Consider the following 18416-nt stretch of genomic DNA (forward strand, 5'->3'; position numbering starts at 1 on the left):
GGTGAGCGTGTCAAGCCAGGTCAGTAGTCAATCAGAGTTCGGTATCGTCATGCGGCCGCCGGGCGCTCATGGGCCTCGCCTCGGCCGGAAGTCACCGAAATTTCCGACGACTTTCCGGACCTCGACCACCGGGTGCGGGAAGTGGGTCCGGGAGGGGTCAGCGCCACTCCGGCGTGCCGGATGGGTTAAAACTTGATCCGTTCCAAAATAGTGAGCTAGTGTTCCTCGGGTGATGCCCGACTTCGAGGCGCAACTGCGAGCCGCCTCGCTGCGCGTGACCCGGCCCCGGCTGGCGGTGCTCGCGGCCCTGCGCGACCACCCCCACGTCGGCACCGACGCGGTGATCGCGCTGGTGCGGGCGGAGCATCCCACCGTGTCCCACCAGGCCGTGTACGACGTGCTGCGGGTGCTCACCGACGCCGGTCTGGTACGCCGGATCCAGCCGGCCGGCGCTACCGCCCGCTACGAGTCCCGGGTGGCGGACAACCACCACCATGTCGTGTGCCGCTCCTGCGGCGCCATCGCCGACGTCGAGTGCGCCGTCGGCCACGCCCCCTGTCTGACCGCCTCCGATGACCACGGGTTCGTGGTCGACGAGGCGGAGGTCGTCTACTGGGGCACCTGCCCCGGTTGCGCGGCCGCTCGCACCTCCCAGTGATCCGCCAGTTCGGAAGGAAGTACATGAGCGACACCCAGGACAATGGCCCCATCAGCGCGCAGGGCGTGGACGAGAAGGCCGCGGCCGGCTGCCCGGTCGCGCACGACTCGGTGACCGCGCACGGCAGCGAGAGCGAGAACCCGGCGATCGACTCGCCGACCCCGAAGACCGGCGGTCGTCCGCGCACCACCCGGGACTGGTGGCCCAACCAGCTCGACCTCTCGGTGTTGCACGCCCACTCGTCGAAGGGCAACCCGCTGGGTGCGGACTTCAGCTACGCCAAGGAGTTCGCCAAGCTCGACGTCGAGGCCCTCAAGCGCGACATCGTCGAGGTCCTCACCACCTCGCAGGACTGGTGGCCGGCCGACTTCGGCCACTACGGCGGCCTGATGATCCGGATGAGCTGGCACGCCGCCGGCACGTACCGCATCGAGGACGGTCGGGGCGGCGCCGGCGACGGTGGGCAGCGGTTCGCGCCGCTCAACAGCTGGCCGGACAACGCCAACCTGGACAAGGCCCGTCGGCTGCTCTGGCCGGTCAAGCAGAAGTACGGCCAGAAGATCTCCTGGGCCGACCTGCTCGTGCTCGCCGGCAACGTCGCCCTGGAGTCGATGGGCTTCAAGACCTTCGGCTTCGGCTTCGGTCGCGAGGATGTGTGGGAGCCCGAGGAGATCTTCTGGGGCCCGGAGGACACCTGGCTCGGCGACGAGCGGTACGCCTCCGAGAAGGAGATGGCGGCCGGCGTCGGTTCGACGGAGATGGGTCTCATCTACGTCAACCCCGAGGGCCCCCGCGGCAACGCGGACCCGGCGGCGGCGGCGCACTTCATCCGGGAGACCTTCCGCCGGATGGCGATGAACGACGAGGAGACCGTCGCCCTCATCGCCGGCGGTCACACCTTCGGCAAGACCCACGGCGCCGGCGTCGCCGACGGCCACGTGGGCCCGGAGCCCGAGGGCGCCCCGCTGGAGACGCAGGGCCTCGGCTGGCTGAGCACCCACGGCAGCGGCAAGGGCCCGGACACGATCACCAGCGGCCTCGAGGTGACCTGGACCGACCAGCCGACGCAATGGAGCAACCGCTTCTTCGAGATCCTCTTCGGCTACGAGTGGGAGCTCACCACGAGCCCTGGTGGCGCGAAGCAGTGGGTCGCCAAGGATGCCGAGGCGATCGTCCCGGACGCCTTCGACCCGTCGAAGAAGCACCGGCCGACGATGCTCACGACCGACCTGTCGCTGCGCGTCGACCCGGCGTACGAGAAGATCTCGCGCCGCTTCCTGGAGAACCCCGACCAGTTCGCGCTGGCCTTCGCCAAGGCGTGGTACAAGCTGCTGCACCGCGACATGGGCCCGATCGATCGCTTCCTCGGGCCGTGGGTGGCCGAGCCGCAGCTCTGGCAGGACCCGGTGCCGGCCGTCGACCACGAGCTGGTGGGCGACGCCGACATCGCCGCCCTCAAGGCCAAGGTTCTCCAGGCTGGTCTCACCATCGACCAGCTGGTCTCCACCGCCTGGGCCTCTGCCGCGAGCTTCCGGTACACCGACAAGCGCGGTGGCGCCAACGGCGCGCGGATCCGGCTCGAGCCGCAGCGCAACTGGGAGGTCAACCAGCCCGAGCAGCTCGCGTCGGTACTGAGCACTCTGGAGGGGATCCAGCAGGAGTTCAACGCCGCCGGTGGGGCGAGGATCTCGCTCGCCGACCTGATCGTGCTGGCCGGCTCGGCCGCGGTCGAGAAGGCGGCGCGCGACGCGGGTGTCGAGGTGACCGTGCCGTTCCGGCCGGGCCGCACCGACGCCACCCAGGAGCAGACCGACGTCGAGTCCTTCCGGGTCATGGAGCCGCGCGCCGACGGGTTCCGTAACTACCTGCGGCCGGGTGAGAAGACCCAGCCGGAGGTGCTGCTCGTCGACCGTGCCTACATGCTGAACCTGACCGCGCCCGAGATGACCGTCCTCGTCGGCGGTCTGCGGTCGCTCGGCGCCAACACCGGCGGCAGTCAGCACGGCGTCCTCACCGACCGGCCCGGTGTGCTCACCAACGACTTCTTCGCCAACCTGCTCTCCCCGGGCACCCGGTGGAGCGCGTCGAAGTCCGACGAGCACGTGTACGAGATCCGGGACCTGGCCACCGACGAGGTGAAGTGGACCGCCACCGCGGTCGACCTCATCTTCGGCTCCAACTCCCAGCTGCGGGCCCTCGCCGAGGTCTACGCCAGCCAGGACGCGCGCGACAAGTTCGTGCAGGACTTCGTCGCGGCCTGGACGAAGGTCATGGAGCTCGACCGGTTCGACCTCGCCTGATCCTGCCCTCACCGACGAGCCCCGGCCGATCCGTCAGCGATCGACCGGGGCTCGTCCGCGTTCTGCCGCCGAACGCGAGAGCCCGTCAGCCCAGCCCGGACAGGTACTCTCTGCGTCGCTGCGGCTCGAACTTCTCGATCGCGTACCGCAGCATGACGCGTGGCATGACCCGGTGATGCCGTGCCAGGAACTCCTCCTCGGCCGCCCGGTCGCGGTTGCCCACCTCGCGCAGCATCCAGCCCACCGCCTTGCGGACCAGGTCGTGCGGGTCGTGCAGGAGCCGTTCACCCAGGCGGAACGTCCAGTCGAAGTCACCGACCCTGATGAAGGCGAAGGTCGCCATGATGGCGATGCGCCGGTCCCACACCAGGTCCGACGAGGCCAGGCGATCCAGGACGCTCCGGTCCTTGTCGATCAGCCACGGCCCGAGGATGTACGGGGCGGACGAGTCCACCAAATCCCAGTTGTTGATGTGGTCGGTGTTGTCCAGCAGGAGGCGGACGACGCGACCCCGTTCCTCCTCGTCGCCCCGGGCGAACGTGCGGACCAGAATGAACAGTGCCGTCAACCTCTCCTCGTGCACGTCGCTGGTCAGCAGCTCCGCCGTGCCGGTCAGGGAGAGATCGCGCCAGTACCGGGCGGCCACCCGGCGCTGTTCTGGTACGGAAACCCCGATCGCCCGGTCACCCTCGCCGTAGCCGCCCGGGCCCAGTCGGAGGAACCGGCTCGATCTGGCCGCCCGGACCGGGTCGGCGAGGCTCGCGAGTTCGCGTCGGACGTCGGCGGGCGTGGCCATGTCCGTGCAACATACCGGCTGCGTCCGACGGTTCCGCCGTTCTCGGCGGATTCGCTCGGCGGCGCGCGGTTCGAGGGGCGGTAGGTGTCTGACGAGTTTGGGATGCTGTGCCCGTCTATCTGCCGACAGCACCTGACGTGAAGGAGCACCGCGATGGCGAAGGTCATCTCCACGCTGTTCATCTCGGCCGACGGCGTGGCCGAGATCGACCCCGACTGGCACTTCCCGTACTTCGACGACAACATGGGCCGCGCCGTCACCGAGGACTACGACACGTCCGACGTGCTGCTCATCGGCCGGGTGACCTACGACAGCTTCGCCGGAGCCTGGCCCGACCGGGAGGCGGCCGGTGGCGAGGACGCCGGGTTCGCCAAGCAGCTCGGGGATGTCCGCAAGGTGGTCGTCTCCCGCCAGCCGCTGGAGTTCTCCTGGCGCAACTCGGAGCTCATCGACGGCGATCTCCCGGCGGCCGTCGCCGCGCTCAAGGCCGACGCCGGGATCAAGGGCATCCTCATTCCCGGGTCGATCTCCGTGGTGCAGCAGCTCCTCGCCGCCGGGCTGGTCGACGAGCTGCGTCTGCTGGTGCACCCGGTGGCGGCGCGCAAGGGCCGCAGGCTCTTCGACGACGGCGACACGCCGTACCACCTGCGGGTGATGGCGACCGAGGTGTTCCCGACCGGCGTGCTCCGCGTGATCTACGCGCCGACCGACGCGCCCGGCGCGGTCGGCTACGACGACGTCAAGGACCAGGTGGCCGCGGGAAACTAGGCGACTCGACCACCCGCACGCCTGGTCCGAGCCGGCCCCGTCGCTTGCCGCGACGGGGCCGGCTCGATCTCGTCCGGGCTCGGACAGCTCGGCCCGGGTGGACGTCGCGGGTCGCCCGCGGTCAGGCGATCGTGCAGGTCGCGCCGTTCAAAGTGAACGAACTCGGCCGGGCGGTGTTGCCGGTGTGCGTGGCCTGGAAGCCGATGGTGACCGATCCGCTCGGCGGGATGCTGCCGTTGTAGGCGACATTCCGGGCCGTCACCTGGCCGGACGTGGGGGAGTAGGTCGCGTTCCAGCCCGAGGTGACGCTCTGCCCGCCGGGCAGGGTGAAGACGAGCGACCAGCCGTTGACGGCGCTGGCACCGGTATTGGTGATGGTGAGGTTCTCGGTCAGGCCGGTGTTCCAGGCGTTGATGGCCACGCTCACCCGGCACGCGCCGGAACTCGGCGGCGGCGTGGTGGGGTTCGGGGGCGGCGTGGTCGGGTTGGGCGGCGGCGTGGTCGGGTTCGGGGGCGGGGTGGTCGGGTTGGGCGGCGGCGTGGTGGGGTTCGGGGGCGGCGTGGTCGGGTTCGGCGGGGCGGTCAGGCCGAAGAAGGCGACGGCGGCAGCGGCCATGCCGCCGGCGGGCAGGGTGTGCCCGGCGCCCTGGATGCTGTACGCCTCGACCTGAACGGTCCCGCTCGCGTCGGCGTACCGACGCCGGTTCCAGTTGGTCTGCGGCGTGTCGGTGGAGGTGGGTGTCTGGCTGAGCCCGAACACGTTGGTCCACTGCTCGATCGTCTCCTGCAGCAGCGAGTACGGCACGAGCGTGTCGCTGGTGCCGTGCCACAACTGCACGCGCGGGCGGGGGCCGGAGTAGCCGGGGTAGGCCTGACGGACCGCGTCACCCCACTGTTGCGGCGTGCGGTTCATGTTCCCGCCGGTGCACTGGCTGCTCCCGGGCGGATAGTCCGCCGCGTTGGCGAAGCAGTTGTAGGGGACCCCCATGAACGCCGCGCCGGCCTTGAACACGTCGGGGTACAACGCCAGCATGTGGTTGGTCATCATGCCGCCGGACGAGCTGCCGGTGGCGTACACCCGGTCGGGGTCGCCGCCGTACTGCTGCTGTGCGTAGCGGATCATCGAGATGATCGACACGGGGTCGCTGCCGCCGCCGCGGCGCTTGGCGGCATCCGACCAGGTGTCAAAGCAGTTGCCAAAGCCGGCCTGCTGGGTCGCCGTCGGGTAGATCACGATGAACCCGTACCGGTCGGCCTGGGCGGCGAATTCGCTGCCCGAGTAGAAGCCGGGGCCCGACCCTCCGCAGCCGTGCATGGCCACCACGATCGCGGGCCTGGTCGGGCGGGTGTCGGGCACGTAGACGTGCATGCGCATCCGGCCCGGGTTGTCGCCGAAGCTGGTCACCTCGGTGAGCGACGCGGCGTACGCGGGCTGGAGCGCGGGTGCCACCAGGCCGGCCGCCGCCAGCGACGTGACCAGGCCGAGCAACAGTTTCCTTCGGATTTTCACGGGGACGACTCCTTCGATCACCTGTGCGGGTTGTGTGTGGTCGCGCGGCGGTCACGGGTTCGCCCGACTGCCCGTGGTGATCGCGCCTCGCCCACTACGTGTGCTTGCCCGGTGCCCAGCTCCGTGCGGCGTCGCGTAGCAGATAGTGTTCCTCGCGGTCGCCGAAGTGTCAATCGACGTACCTCAATTGCATGCGTGGTCGTGCCCGCCGCGGCGGGCCCGGCGGCCCGGCCGTCCGTCTACAGTCGGTGCACCGTCCCTGAGCCGAGCCGGGAGCGCCTGTGGCAAGCCCCTTCACCATCGAGGAGATCTATCCCGACGACGGGGACGACCCGCCGCGGCTGCCCCGGCGGCAGGCCGGCAGCTCGCCGCAGGATCTCGCGGTGACCCTGCTGGCCGACTACACCCTGCGCAACCGCGCGCGGATCCCGTCCGCCGCCCTCGTCGCGCTGCTCGCCGAGGCCGGGGTGAGCACGGCCGGAGCCCGCGCCGCGATCAGCCGCCTGGCCCGTCGGGGTGTGCTGGAGGGCAGCCGGGAGGGGCGGCGCAGTTCCTACCGGATCAGCCGCGCCGCCGCCGCGAACCTGTCCAGCGGAGGCAGTTGGATCCTGGCCGCCACCACCGAGGTCAGGGCGTGGGACGGATGCTGGACCCTCGTCGCCTTCTCCCTGCCGCAGGATCACAGCACCCAGCGGCGGGCCCTGCGTGGCCAGCTCCGCTGGCTCGGGTACGCGCCGTTGTACGACGGGCTGTGGATCTCGCCGTACGAACTGAGCGCGCAGGGCAGGGCGAAGCTCGCCCGGTTCACCCTCGGCGCCGTCACGGTGTTTCGCGGGCGACAGGCAGCGCTCGACGCGATCGGCCAGCGCGCTCCCATCGACGCCTGGGACATCGAGGCGATCCGTCGGCACTACGAGGAGTTCCTGCGACGGTGGACGCCCCTGGTGCCGATGCTGCGATCCGGAGCCGTCGACGGCGCGGCGGCGGTGCGGGCGCGTACCGAGGTCATGGACACCTTCCGCCGGTTTCCCACCCTCGACCCCCGGTTGCCGCTGGAACTGCTGCCGGCCGGATGGCTCCGACAGCCGGCCCGGGAGCTGTTCGAGGCCGTCTACGACGGCCTCGCCGAACCCGCCGCGCGCCACGTCCGCTCGGTCGTCGCGCGGTTCGACGGCACGCAGCCGGGCATCCAGGCGCACACCACCGCCGACCTCCTCGCCGGGGTGTTCGGTGCGGACCCGGCTCCGGACCCGGGCGGCGCATCGGCGGCGGTCGAAAGCTGCACGACCTGAACGGGAACTGACGGGGTCTCCCCACCGGCGACGAGGTGTGTACCTTGTGGAGAACGCGCAGCGCTGGGGAGGCCGGATGACGTCAGGCGGTGCAGACCTTTCGGCGGCCGACCGGATCGACACCTCCGTTGCGCACCCTGCCCGCAGGTACAACTACCTGTTGGGTGGCAAGGACAACTTCGCCGCCGACCGGGAGTCCGGCGACGCGCTCGCGGCCGCGATGCCCACCATCCGGCTCGCCGCCGTGGAGAACCGGATGTTCCTGCAACGCACGGTGCGCTTCCTGGCGCAGCACGGCGTCCGGCAGTTCCTGGACATCGGGACCGGCATCCCGACCGCCGACAACACCCACGAGGTCGCCCAGGCCATCGAACCGTCGGCACGGGTGGTGTACGTCGACAACGACCCGATCGTCCTGGCCCACGCCCGCGCGCTGTTGTCCAGTACGCCCGAGGGGCGGACGGCCTATCTCGACGCCGACCTGCGGGAACCGGACAAGATCCTCGCCCATCCCGACCTGCGCAGGACACTGGACCTGACCCAACCCGTCGCGCTGATGTTGGTGGCCATCCTGCACTTCATCCGCGACGACGAGGACCCCAAGGGCATCCTCGATCGGCTCATCGCGGCGCTGCCGTCCGGCAGCTACGTGGTCGCCTCGCACGTGACCTGGGAATACCTGCCGCCCGCCGTCATCGCCCAGCTCGAAGCCAACAACCGCGACGGCCGGTTCCAGGCCCGGACGACCGAGCAGTTCGCGGCCCTTCTCGACGGGCTGGAGCTCGTCGAGCCCGGCGTCGTGTCCGTGGCGCGGTGGCACGCCGACGACGCGCCGCAGCCGCGTCCGTCCGTGCAGGACGTGTCGTTCAACGGCGCCGTCGCCCGGGTCCGGTGACGACGACCGCCACCGAAGCCAGCGCCGCGGTCGCTCAGCGGGTCTTCTTCGTCGGCCGTTTGCGGGGCGGCGTCAACAGGTCGGCGATCGCCGCGATCGCCGACGGCACGATGCGGTAATACGCCCAGACGCCGCGCTTCTCGCGCTCGATCAGACCGGCCTCGGTGAGAATCCGCAGGTGATGGCTCACGGTCGGCTGAGAGAGGTTGAGCGGCGCGGTGAGGTCGGTGACCGAGGCCTCGCCCTCCGGGGCGGCCTGGATCAGGCTGAGCAGTCGCAGGCGGGCCGGATCGGCGAACGCCTTCAGCACCCCCGCGAGCCGCTCGGCATCGGCGCGTTTGATCGGCTCACCGGCAAGCGGCGAGATGGCAGGCATGGCAGTATCGGCAGTTCCCACGACAGCCATCGTTCCACCAACTGCGGGAATCGAGCGGCCGAACCGGACAAATCATCGGTCCGATGATGTGCTCATCACGACACCATCGATTCCTGCCACTCTCTGCCCGCCGCCTCAGGGCCCCCGGGGGGTCGGGCCGGCGGTGGTTCCACGCTGTGGACGCCCCTTGTGTATAACCAACCAAAGCTGTAGGAAAAGTAGGTCTTACTGATCGGGAGAGATCATGACCGCTGTTTCCGCAGTGCGAACCGTGGGCGTCGACGGCGACGCCCCACCCTCGACACGTGACCCGCGACGGAGGCGAGGCGCCGGCTGGGTACGCCGGACGGCTCTGCGTGCCGTCGCCCTCGTCGTCCTGCTCGTGCTCTGGCAGATCCTCGCCGTGGTGACGGACAATCCCACGTTCATCCCGTCTCCCGGGGCGGTGTGGGACCGCCTCGTGCAGACCTCGACCACCCATGACGGCACCCGCGGCTACAGCGGTCACCTGCTCGTCGAGCACCTCGGTGTGAGCCTGCGTCGCATCCTCATCGGCTCGGTGGTGGGTGTGGTGGCCGGGCTGGTACTCGGCCTGGTGATGGGCACCGTCACCTGGGTGCGCGTCGTCACCGAGCCGCTGGTCACCTTCGTCCGCGCCCTGCCACCGCTGGCGTACTTCAGCCTGCTCATCATCTGGTTCGGCATCGACGAGACCCCGAAGCTGTGGCTCCTGTCGATCGCCGCGCTGCCTCCGGTCGCGGTCGCCACCGCGTCCGCGGTCAACGCCGCGCCCGCCACGCTCGTCGAGGCGGCCCGGGCGCTGGGTGGCGGGCGCTGGGAGGTGACCCGTGACGTCGTGCTGCCGCACGCGCTACCGGAGATCTTCACCGGCATCCGACTCGCCGTCGGCATCGCCTACTCGTCGGTCGTCGCCGCCGAGACCATCAACGGGGTGCCGGGCATCGGCGGGATGGTTCGGGACGCGCAGCGGTACTCGCAGACCGACGTGGTCGTACTCGGGTTGTTCGCCATCGGGCTGTCCGGTCTCCTCATCGACGCGGTGCTGCGGATCGCGGAGAACCGGCTCGTTCCCTGGCGTGGTCGAAGCTGACCGCCCCCTGCCCCTGAAGAGATTGGACGTGCCCGTGCGCAGACCCTTGACCGGCATCCTCGTCACCAGCGCCGCGCTCCTCGCCGCCGTCGCGCTCGCCGCCTGCGGCAACGGCGCCGCCAGCGGCGGTGGCGACCCGCAGCGCAAGAACATCCGGATCGCCTACCAGGCGTTCCCCAGCGGCGACCTGATCGTCAAGAACCAGCAACTGCTGGAGAAGGCACTGCCGGACTACACCATCACCTGGACCAAGTTCGACTCCGGCGCGAGCATCAACACCGCGTTCGCGGCCGGCAGTGTGGACATCGCGGCGATCGGATCCAGCCCGGTCGCCCGCGGCCTGTCCGCGCCACTGAACCTGCCCTACAAGGTGGCCTTCGTCCTCGACGTCGCCGGGGACAACGAGGCGCTGGTGGCCCGCAACGGCGCCAACGTCGCGACCGTCACCGACCTGCGGGGTAAGAAGATCGGCACGCCGTTCGCGTCGACCGCGCACTTCAGCCTGCTCGCCGCCCTGGAGCAGGCCGGGGTGAAGGAGAGCGAGGTGACCCTGGTCGACCTGGAGCCGCAGGACATCCTCGCCGCGTGGACGCGTGGTGACCTCGACGCCGCGTACTCGTGGCTGCCCTCGCTCGACGAGCTGAAGAAGAGTGGCAAGGTCCTGATCAGCAGCCGCGAGCTGGCCACCGCGGGTAAGCCCACGCTGGATCTCGGCGTGGTCTCCACCGCGTTCGTCGACGCGCATCCCGAGGCGGTCGACGCGTGGCGTAAGGCCGAGGCGAAGGCGCTCGACCTCATCGCGAGCGACCCGACCGCCGCGGCGACCGCGGTGGGCCGTGAACTGAACCTGGACACCGACGCGGCGCAGCGTCAACTGAGCCAGGGTGTGTTCCTCAAACCGGCCGACCTGACCAGTCCCGAGTGGCTGGGCACGCCCGAGAAGGTCGGCGGGCTCGCCGGAAACCTGCACGCCGCCGCCGTGTTCCTCAAGGAGCAGAAGAAGATCGACGCGGTGCCGGACCGGTCGGTCTTCGAAGCCGCCATCTACACGAAAGGCCTGCCGGGTGTCCTCCAGCCCTGACGCCGCGGTCGCCGTCCACGACGTCACCCACACGTACGGTGTCGGGCGAGACGCGGTCACCGCCCTCGGCCCGGTCGACATCCGCGTACCGCAGGGCGCGTTCGTGGTCCTCGTGGGCGCGTCCGGATGTGGCAAGACGACGCTGTTGCGGCTGGTCGCCGGGTTCGAACGGCCGACGACCGGAGCGGTGACCGCCGCCGGCGCTCCGCCGGTGCCCGGCCGCAACGCCGGACTGGTCTTCCAGCAGCCACGGCTGCTGCCGTGGAAGACGGTCGGTGGCAACGTCGGGCTCGCGCTGCGCTACGCCGGCGTGTCGCGCTCCGAGCGCGTCGACCGGGTGTCCGCCCTGCTCGACAGGGTTGGCCTGCCGAACGTCGCCCACCGGCGCACCTGGCAACTGTCCGGCGGGCAGCAGCAGCGGGTCGCCATCGCCCGCGCGTTGGCCGTCGATCATCCGCTGCTGCTGCTCGACGAGCCGTTCGCGGCCCTCGACGCGCTCACCAGGGAGCGGTTGCAGGAGGACCTGCGCCAGGTCAGTGCGGAGACGGGCCGCACCTGCGTGTTCGTCACCCACAGCGTGGACGAGGCCGTGTTCCTCGGCAGCCGGGTGATCGTCCTGACCCGCCGACCCGGGCGCGTCGCGCTCGACCTCGACGTTGACCTGCCGCGCAGCGGCGTCGGACCCGACGAACTGCGCGGCTCGCCGGAGTACGCGGCCCTGCGCGCCACCATCGGGCACGCCGTACGCGCCGCCGCTGCCTGAACCGAAGGGACCTCGCAATGACCGACACTCTCGTGAACCTGGCTCTGGACCCGCTCGGTCCGCACTTCGGCGCCGAGGTGCGCGGCCTCGACCTGCACGACGCCACCGACGCCGAGTTGGCGGCGGTACGCGCGGCGCTGGTGGACCGCAAGGTGCTGTTCTTTCCCGATCAGCGCCTCGACGACGACGGGCAGGTACGCCTCGGCCGCCGGCTCGGCGAGCTGACCGCGTCGCACCCGGTGGTCGGCGGCGTCGACGAGGACCACCCGGAGGTGTACGCGTTGGACAGCGCCGACAACGGATTCGCCGACGTGTGGCACACCGACGTGACCTTCGTGGCCCGTCCGCCCCTCGGCTCGATCCTGCGCGCCGTGACGCTGCCGCCCAGCGGTGGTGACACGACCTGGGCGGACAGTCAGCTCGCGTACGACTCGCTCGCGGCGCCGATACGGCGACTGGTGGACCAGTTGGTCGCCGTGCACGACGGCAACCGGGAGTTCGGCTACTACCTCGCGCAGCGTCGTGGCGGCCGGGGCAGCGTGTGGGAGGGGGAGGTGGTCACCCGACTGGACCCGGTGGAGCACCCCGTGGTGCGCGTGCATCCCGAGACCGGACGCAAGGGCATCTTCGTCAACCCCGGTTTCACCTCGCACATCGTCGGGGTGTCGGAGGCGGAGAGCCGCGCGCTTCTGGACCTGCTCTACGCCCACCTCACCAAACCCGAGCACCTCGTGCGGCACCGCTGGCGCCCGGGTGACGTCGTGATGTGGGACAACCGCTCCACCGCGCACTACGCCAACCGTGACTACGGCGGCGCGCGGCGCGTCGTACACCGCATCACCCTGCGCGGCGACCGTCCCCGCGGTCCGGTCGATCCCTGGCGGGCCGCCTCGGCGTGACTGCCGCATCGCGCGGCGGGCGAGCGGCCTTCCGGTACCGCTCGCCCGCGCACGCCGCCGGTCAGGGCAGGTTGATCGTGTACTCGGCGGTCTGGACCTTCCCGTCGACCTGGAAGTCGAAGAAGGCCCGGTACCGGCCGGAGCTGGGGACGGTCAGCCAGAACGCGACCGCGCCGTCGACGAGCTCCTGCTCCGGGTGGACGTGCACGTACCCGAGGTCGCCCTCGCGAACGACGACCAGGTGCCCGTACGCGCCCAGGTACCGCTGCGGCTGGACCGGCCCGGCGGCGTCGGTGCGCGTGAGCTGGAATCGCACCGGCGCCGTCACCCCGGCGGTGGGCGTCCCGGTCATCGACACCGTGAACGGTCCGGCCGTCGCCTGCGCCTGGGCCGGTGGCAACGCGGCCGGGGCGTACGCGCCCGGCACGTGGTGGTCGACGCCCAGCACGAGGGGCACCTGTCGACCGTCGGGGGAGCTGACGGAGAAGTCGGCGAAGACGCGGTAGCCACCCGACCGGGCCAGTGTCAGAGGGACGCTCCAGGTGCCGTCGGGCGCCATCGTCGGGTGCAGGTGCTGGTAGCCGCCCAGGTCGCGACCCACCACGATCAGGTGCAACGGCTTCTCGTGCACGACGGCGAAACGCGTCGCCGGCTGCCGGTCGGTCCCGACGATCCGGAACCGGTAGTCCGCGCGTACGCCGGGCGGCTGGGTCCGCTCCAGGGGCTGCAACGTGTAGCCGCCCGCGCTGACAGTCGTCCCGGTCGCCAGCGTCTCACCCGCGCTGACGTCCCCCGGATGCGAGTGCGGCCCGGTCCCGGGCGCGTGGTCGTGCCCGTTTCCGGCCGACAGGGCTTCCCCGGAGCCGGTCGGCACCCCGCCGGCGGCCGCGGGCCGACGCCCGTCACCGGCCGGCGACGCGTCACCGGCGCCGATGCGGGCGAGCCCGAAGCCGGCCAGCAGAGCCACCACCAAGCCGCCGACGAGCAGCGCCAGGTGGGTGTTGGTCAGCCGTGACCCGCTTACCACCGCGTTGTCCTGCCTGCCACCGGCCGCGCGACTGCCGCCGGCGGTCGCCGCGTTCGTGCCGGCGGTTGCCGCGTTCGTGCCGGCGGTTGCCGCGCCCGTGGCGGCGGTTGCCGCGTTCCTGTTGGCGGTTGCCGCGCTCCTGCGGGCGACGGGCTTGCGTGCCGAGGGCGCGACGCGACCACCCCGGCCGGCCGGCGCCTTCGACGCGCGGACCCGGCCAGACGGTCCACCGACGGTCGACGAGCGTCGACGCCACACGACGAATCCCGCCACCGCCGCCAGGACCGCGACCGCCCCGCCGACCCAGAGCAGCGCGCCCGGGCCGCTTCGCCCATCCGAGGGTACGGCGGGCGCCGCCTGAGCTGTGTTCGGCGATCCGGCGGGCGCCGCCGAAGCCACCGGCTGCTGCCCCGTGGACGCGTGCTGATCGATGGCGGCCAGAAGCGCGGGGTCGGGCTGCTGGGTCGGCGGTTGCCAACCCTGCGGCGCCGTGGTCGCCCGGCCGGTATAGCGGAACGTCATCGTGCCGCGCACCGCGTCACCGTCGGAGGCCACCGACAGATAGCTCACCGAGTACTGGCCGGCCGCCGGAAGGTGCGCGACCGACACCACCGCCGGAAACCCCGTCGTGTATTCGCGTGGCTGGAACTGGCCGTCGACCAGGAAGTACTCCCGCACCGGCTTGGTCAGTGCCTTCGGCTCCCCGTACGTCCAGCCGTTGTCGACGCGGACGCCGTTCGGCGCGGTGACCGTGAAGTACGCGTTGGCGCCGACTTTCTCCGTGAAGTACAGCGCCACCGACGTCAACGGCCCCTGCACCGTGGCGCCGCTCTCCGGAGTGGACATCGCGAGCGTCCCGTGAGCTGAGGCGGGCTGAGCGGACGAGAGAAGGGTGACCGCCGTGGCGAGGGCGAGCGCGAGCAGGCTCGCGACCAGCCGGCCGAGACTCTGGGGGAGACGACGCATCTGAATATCCTCACCGGGGTGAGGCTTTCTTCACAAGGAGCTGATCTTTTTTCACAGACGGCAAAAGTTGGCGCCGCTCCGCTCGCTCCGGCTGGCCGACGCCGCGAGAAGCCACGACCGTCGCCGAGCGGCCGCGGCCCCGGACCACGCCCACGCGTGGCCCGGGACCGTCGCTTCAGCAGGTCGCGGGTGGAATGCTCTGCTCGTACTGGAAGACGTTGTGCGGGTCGTACTTCGCCTTGACCTTGCGCAGTCGGTAGAAGTTGGACCCCCAGTAGGCCGACTCCCACTCCGCCATCCCGATGTTCGGCACGTTGACGTAGGCGCCGTCGACGTACGGCCGCAGGGCCTGGCTGAACTCGGCGATCCACGCCTGGGCGATCGGGGTGAGCGCATCGCCGCTGTCCGGCTCCCCGCGCGTGCCCCAGCCGGCGCCCGGCTCGGAGTAGAAGAGCGCGTCGCGGTGCGGGAACGCGGAGCCGCCACGGGGTTCATGCGCCTGGGCCCCACGGCCGAACGCCTGGAGGAAGAAGTTGCTGTCGTCCGTGGGCGCCTCCTCCATGAAGGCGCGGACCACGCTGATCGCCTTGCGCGGGAACGGCCTGTTGGAGAACTGCGAGAAGAACTTCCAGTTGGCGGGCTCGTCGTCGGTCGGGATCTGGAAGCCCGCGTAGATCTCGCCCCAGCCCCCGGTCTGCACGGTGACCTCGGGATTGCCGATCGAGAGGATCGGCTCCAGCAGCTTCCGCGCCTCCGCCTCCGGACCATCGGCGAGCACCGCGAACAGCAGGATCTCGGACTTGTGGATCTCGACCTGGGTCCCCAGGCGGTAGTCGGTGAACGGAGCTACGCGCTGCCAGGTCTCGAAGATCTCCTCCAGGTCGCCGAGGCCGTCCCAGGTCGCCTGGAGGTAGGCGACGCTGCGCAGCGGCGTCACCCGGTAGGTGAGTGAGGTGACGATCCCGAAGTTGCCGTTGCCCGCGCCGCGCAGGGCCCAGAGCAGGTCCTCGTGGTTGTGCAGGTCCACCTCGATCGCCTTGGCGCCGTTGGTGCCCCACGCGACGACGATCTCCGCCCCGATCAGGCTGTCGCAGGCCATCCCGAGGTAGCGGGTGAGGAACCCGAGACCGCCGCCCAGGGTCGCGCCGGACAGGCCCACGCTTCCCTCCGTCCCGGTCGTCACCGCGAGGTCGTGCTCGCCGAGCGCGGTGACCGCCTCCAGCTGGTTGAGCCCGGCGCCCACCCGTGCGGTCCGGCTCGCGTAGTCGATGTCTGTCGACTTCAACTCGCTCACGTCGATCACGATGCCGTTGTCGACGTTCGACCAGCCCTCAAGGCTGTGCCGGCCGCTGCGTACCCGCAGCGCGACGTCGTTCTGCCGCGCCCAGGTCAGGGCGTTGACCACGTCCTGGGTGTTCTGCGCGAAGACGATGACCAGCGGGTAGCGGACGAACAGCTCGTCCCAGCCGAGGCTCGCGTTCGCGTACCCGGGATCCTGAGGGCGGACGATGCGACCGGTCAGCTCCGCCGGCGGACACTCCGCGGTGGAAGACGGACCAGGGCCGCCGTCGGCCGCGAATCCCGGGGTGCCGGCGGCCACGATGCCGGGGAATACCGCGGCACCCGCGCCGACGGCCGCCGTCGCCTTGAGTACTTCGCGACGAGATAGGTCGCGCATGGTCCGATCCTCTCGATGTGGGTTACGCCAGCGATCGACCAGAGCGACTCTGGTCCGGTGGCACGCGACTCACGGTATTACGGGAGAGTTATTCGGAGATGAGCCTTTTTGTCCGAAAACCCGGTCGAGTGATCGAGGTGGGCCGGGTTCGGCGTGGCTCACGTGGCTGCGTACGCGGATGAAGGCCGCTGCGCCGCGGGCGCTCGTCGTGGCGGACTGATCGCGGCCCACCTCGCGTACGGCCTGGGAGTGAGGTCAACTGGCGGCCAGCGGAAATCCTCATTACGGTGTGACCGGGTCAAGTCACGCGCCCATCCTGTCCAGGATCTCCAACGGGAGGCGTGTGCCCATGACCGACCGCGTACAGATGGCGATCCCCCCTCCGCGGGCGACACCGACCCGATTCGCTCGTCGCTACCCGAGTGGGTTCTGGGGCCCGGCTGCCCCGGAACAACCCTTCTCCGTGGCTCGCTACACCGAGCCCGTCAACTCGTCTGCCGCGTTCTCCGCCGACCGGCTGATCGTCGCCCCGGCGGGCTATGTCGACATGGAAACCGCCCCGCTGCTGGGGGCGGCGCTTACCAACGCCCTGGACAGCCACCCCGACGTCTGTTGCGATCTCGCGGCTGTCGACTTCTTCAGCGCCGCAGGGGTCCACATCCTGCTCCTGGCCGCCGACCGGGCGAAGCGGGGCGGCTCCCGCTTCTCGATCAGGGGTGCCGGCGGCATCACCCGGCGTGTACTGCGGATCACCCAGGTGGAGCACCTGTTCGAGTGAATCGGGTGCCGAAGGCCCGGCTGGTCCTGCGTGGCGTCATGCCGACGCCACGCAGGACCGTCGTGGTGTCAGCCGGCCGTACAGGACCGGATCTGCGGTCGGGCGCTGCTGTTGCCGTTGAACATCGTGGTGAAGCCGAACGTGTTGCCGCCGCCGTTGGGACGGACGGTCATGACGTAGCCGGTGCTGTCCCAGGTGGCGGTGCCGTTCCAGATGGTGGAGACCTTCTGCGGCGAGGTGAGGGCGACAACCACCGTCCAGGTGTTGGTGCCGCTGACGGTGACCGAGGTGTTGTACCGGTCACCCCAGACGTTCGTCGTCGTCGCCGTCGCGGTGCAGCTGCCGCCGGACGGCGGCGGGGTCGTGCTGCTGGGCGGGGGTGTCGTGCTGCCCGGTGGCGGGGTCGCGCCGTCGGGTGCGACCGCGCGACCGGTGGACGGCGAGATCATGCCGGGGCAGAGGTTGCGGCTGGTCAGGTTGGCCACGATCTGGCCGATGGCGTCGCGGGTGTTCTGGATCCCGTCGTGCATGAGGATGACCTGGCCGGCCTGGAGACGGCTGGCGTTCGACACGATCTGGCTGACGCTCGCGCCGTTCCAGTCCTGTGAGTCGACATCCCAGATCACCTGCCGCATCCCGAGCGACGAGGCGACCGACTGGAGGGTCGAGTTGGTTTCCCCGTACGGCGGCCGGAACAGCTGGGGCCGGATGCCGGTCGCGGACTGGATCGCCGAACTCGTCTGGGACAGGTCGGACTGCATCTGGGACTGACTCATCGACGTCATGTGGGCGTGGCTCCAGCTGTGGTTGCCGACCCACATGCCGGCGGCCACCTGTGCCTGCGCCGCCGACCTGTTGTTCTGCACGTTCTGCCCGATGTTGAACATGGTGGCCCGTACGCCGTTGGCGCGCAGCACGTTCAGCAGAGCGCTGGTGCTGCCGGTCGGACCGTCGTCGAAGGTCAGGCCGACGTAGCCGTTGCAGGTGGCGGCGCTCGACGGGGTCGCGGTGGCCACGACGAAGACGCCGCACGTCGCGACGGCGGTGGCGAGGATGGACAGCACCGCGCGTAGTCGCCTCGACCGTACGAGCGTGCCAGCGGAGACAGTGCTCATCTGCGCTCCTTCTACCGGTCCGAGCATGCCCCGGTGTGTGGGCGGCATGGTCCGGTCCGGACGTGTGGGTGGTGGGTGGGGAGATCGACCGAAACCCGCCGGAAGCGGGATCGCATCGACCAGAATGGATCGAAGTATTACAGCGAGAATTCCGACGCGTCAACAATTTCCGGAACCCACGCCGATAGCCATCCGGAGCTGTCCTCGCGTCACGGGACCGATCCGGAGCAGCCGGGATGTCGCCGCAATGGCGATCCGTTGGCTGCGGCGGTGGAGCTGATCGCCTCGGGATTCAGGGCGGACGGACGGTGGTGATCCGGAAACCTCCCGGAATTACCGACAGAGATCCGACCAATCGACGAACGGGTTCGCCGAAGCATCCGTTGTGGATGGATTGATCAGG

Annotated in this window: 16 protein-coding genes; 10 read left to right on the forward strand and 6 right to left on the reverse strand. The window is 70.5% G+C overall.

Features of this window, described 5'->3' with window-relative positions; genetic code table 11:
• Nucleotides 1-229: 229 nt before the first annotated feature.
• Both ACGGAQ_RS15865 and katG read left to right on the forward strand, forming a co-directional pair.
• The gene (locus ACGGAQ_RS15865) at nucleotides 230-658 is read left to right on the forward strand and encodes a Fur family transcriptional regulator (RefSeq protein WP_393049419.1); all 429 of its coding nucleotides are present in this window, start codon (nucleotides 230-232) and stop codon (nucleotides 656-658) included.
• A gap of 23 nt (nucleotides 659-681) precedes the next feature.
• On the forward strand, nucleotides 682-2958 hold the full coding sequence (katG, locus tag ACGGAQ_RS15870; protein WP_393049422.1) for a catalase/peroxidase HPI: 2277 nt from the start codon (nucleotides 682-684) through the stop codon (nucleotides 2956-2958).
• A gap of 85 nt (nucleotides 2959-3043) precedes the next feature.
• Here katG and ACGGAQ_RS15875 read toward each other — a convergent pair whose 3' ends face one another.
• A complete protein-coding gene (locus ACGGAQ_RS15875) occupies nucleotides 3044-3754 on the reverse strand; it encodes a DNA alkylation repair protein (protein ID WP_393049424.1) in 711 nt (236 codons plus the stop codon).
• A 153-nt stretch (nucleotides 3755-3907) separates the two neighbouring features.
• Here ACGGAQ_RS15875 and ACGGAQ_RS15880 point away from each other — a divergent pair, with 153 nt between their 5' ends.
• A complete protein-coding gene (locus ACGGAQ_RS15880; RefSeq protein ID WP_393049426.1) occupies nucleotides 3908-4522 on the forward strand; it encodes a dihydrofolate reductase family protein in 615 nt (204 codons plus the stop codon).
• Nucleotides 4523-4643: 121 nt separating this feature from the next.
• Here ACGGAQ_RS15880 and ACGGAQ_RS15885 read toward each other — a convergent pair whose 3' ends face one another.
• Complete coding sequence (locus ACGGAQ_RS15885) at nucleotides 4644-6032, reverse strand: PHB depolymerase family esterase (protein ID WP_393049429.1); 1389 nt, start codon at nucleotides 6030-6032, stop codon at nucleotides 4644-4646.
• A gap of 281 nt (nucleotides 6033-6313) precedes the next feature.
• Between ACGGAQ_RS15885 and ACGGAQ_RS15890 the strand changes: the two genes are divergently transcribed.
• Nucleotides 6314-7324, forward strand: coding sequence for a PaaX family transcriptional regulator C-terminal domain-containing protein (locus ACGGAQ_RS15890; protein WP_393049432.1), 1011 nt, complete (start codon nucleotides 6314-6316; stop codon nucleotides 7322-7324).
• Nucleotides 7325-7400: 76 nt separating this feature from the next.
• Nucleotides 7401-8219 (forward strand): SAM-dependent methyltransferase, encoded by an 819-nt coding sequence (locus ACGGAQ_RS15895; protein WP_393049435.1) that lies wholly within the window; start codon nucleotides 7401-7403, stop codon nucleotides 8217-8219.
• A 34-nt stretch (nucleotides 8220-8253) separates the two neighbouring features.
• On the opposite strand, the gene ACGGAQ_RS15900 is transcribed toward ACGGAQ_RS15895, so the two are convergent.
• Entirely contained in the window at nucleotides 8254-8625 is a 372-nt protein-coding gene (locus ACGGAQ_RS15900) for a metalloregulator ArsR/SmtB family transcription factor (RefSeq protein WP_354855751.1), read from the reverse strand.
• Nucleotides 8626-8839: 214 nt separating this feature from the next.
• On the opposite strand from ACGGAQ_RS15900, the gene ACGGAQ_RS15905 reads away from it, so the two are divergent.
• From ACGGAQ_RS15905 to ACGGAQ_RS15920, 4 genes are read left to right on the forward strand one after another with little or no spacing between them, the layout of a single operon-like run.
• Nucleotides 8840-9706, forward strand: coding sequence for an ABC transporter permease (locus ACGGAQ_RS15905; RefSeq protein ID WP_393049439.1), 867 nt, complete (start codon nucleotides 8840-8842; stop codon nucleotides 9704-9706).
• 34 nt (nucleotides 9707-9740) lie between these two features.
• Nucleotides 9741-10787 carry an ABC transporter substrate-binding protein gene (locus ACGGAQ_RS15910; protein WP_393049442.1) on the forward strand — a complete coding sequence of 349 codons (1047 nt, stop codon included), beginning with the start codon at nucleotides 9741-9743 and terminating at the stop codon, nucleotides 10785-10787.
• Nucleotides 10771-11550, forward strand: coding sequence for an ABC transporter ATP-binding protein (locus tag ACGGAQ_RS15915; RefSeq protein WP_393049445.1), 780 nt, complete (start codon nucleotides 10771-10773; stop codon nucleotides 11548-11550). Before ACGGAQ_RS15910 ends, ACGGAQ_RS15915 begins: the two co-directional genes overlap by 17 nt.
• A gap of 17 nt (nucleotides 11551-11567) precedes the next feature.
• Entirely contained in the window at nucleotides 11568-12449 is an 882-nt protein-coding gene (locus ACGGAQ_RS15920) for a TauD/TfdA dioxygenase family protein (RefSeq protein WP_393049448.1), read from the forward strand.
• A 61-nt stretch (nucleotides 12450-12510) separates the two neighbouring features.
• On the opposite strand, the gene ACGGAQ_RS15925 is transcribed toward ACGGAQ_RS15920, so the two are convergent.
• Both ACGGAQ_RS15925 and ACGGAQ_RS15930 read right to left on the reverse strand, forming a co-directional pair.
• Nucleotides 12511-14442 (reverse strand): copper resistance protein CopC, encoded by a 1932-nt coding sequence (locus tag ACGGAQ_RS15925; protein WP_393049450.1) that lies wholly within the window; start codon nucleotides 14440-14442, stop codon nucleotides 12511-12513.
• 175 nt (nucleotides 14443-14617) lie between these two features.
• Entirely contained in the window at nucleotides 14618-16120 is a 1503-nt protein-coding gene (locus tag ACGGAQ_RS15930; RefSeq protein WP_393049453.1) for an FAD-binding oxidoreductase, read from the reverse strand.
• A gap of 463 nt (nucleotides 16121-16583) precedes the next feature.
• Here ACGGAQ_RS15930 and ACGGAQ_RS15935 point away from each other — a divergent pair, with 463 nt between their 5' ends.
• Nucleotides 16584-16898: an STAS domain-containing protein gene (locus ACGGAQ_RS15935; RefSeq protein WP_393049455.1), complete on the forward strand. Its 315-nt coding sequence runs from the start codon at nucleotides 16584-16586 to the stop codon at nucleotides 16896-16898.
• Nucleotides 16899-16966: 68 nt separating this feature from the next.
• Here ACGGAQ_RS15935 and ACGGAQ_RS15940 read toward each other — a convergent pair whose 3' ends face one another.
• A complete protein-coding gene (locus tag ACGGAQ_RS15940; RefSeq protein WP_393049458.1) occupies nucleotides 16967-18013 on the reverse strand; it encodes a polysaccharide deacetylase family protein in 1047 nt (348 codons plus the stop codon).
• Between the last annotated feature and the right edge of the window lie 403 nt (nucleotides 18014-18416).

The sequence above is a fragment of the Micromonospora sp. NPDC047557 genome (genome assembly GCF_043205095.1).
Taxonomy (GTDB): Bacteria; Actinomycetota; Actinomycetes; order Mycobacteriales; family Micromonosporaceae; genus Micromonospora.

Excerpts from the sequence above, each read along its gene's own strand:
- katG (WP_393049422.1), top strand. The coding sequence starts at position 682 with ATGAGCGACACCCAGGACAATGGCCCCATCAGCGCGCAGGGCGTGGAC.
- ACGGAQ_RS15875 (WP_393049424.1), bottom strand. The coding sequence starts at position 3,754 with ATGGCCACGCCCGCCGACGTCCGACGCGAACTCGCGAGCCTCGCCGAC.
- ACGGAQ_RS15880 (WP_393049426.1), top strand. The coding sequence starts at position 3,908 with ATGGCGAAGGTCATCTCCACGCTGTTCATCTCGGCCGACGGCGTGGCC.
- ACGGAQ_RS15895 (WP_393049435.1), top strand. The coding sequence starts at position 7,401 with ATGACGTCAGGCGGTGCAGACCTTTCGGCGGCCGACCGGATCGACACC.
- ACGGAQ_RS15900 (WP_354855751.1), bottom strand. The coding sequence starts at position 8,625 with ATGGCTGTCGTGGGAACTGCCGATACTGCCATGCCTGCCATCTCGCCG.
- ACGGAQ_RS15905 (WP_393049439.1), top strand. The coding sequence starts at position 8,840 with ATGACCGCTGTTTCCGCAGTGCGAACCGTGGGCGTCGACGGCGACGCC.
- ACGGAQ_RS15920 (WP_393049448.1), top strand. The coding sequence starts at position 11,568 with ATGACCGACACTCTCGTGAACCTGGCTCTGGACCCGCTCGGTCCGCAC.
- ACGGAQ_RS15925 (WP_393049450.1), bottom strand. The coding sequence starts at position 14,442 with ATGCGTCGTCTCCCCCAGAGTCTCGGCCGGCTGGTCGCGAGCCTGCTC.
- ACGGAQ_RS15930 (WP_393049453.1), bottom strand. The coding sequence starts at position 16,120 with ATGCGCGACCTATCTCGTCGCGAAGTACTCAAGGCGACGGCGGCCGTC.
- ACGGAQ_RS15940 (WP_393049458.1), bottom strand. The coding sequence starts at position 18,013 with ATGAGCACTGTCTCCGCTGGCACGCTCGTACGGTCGAGGCGACTACGC.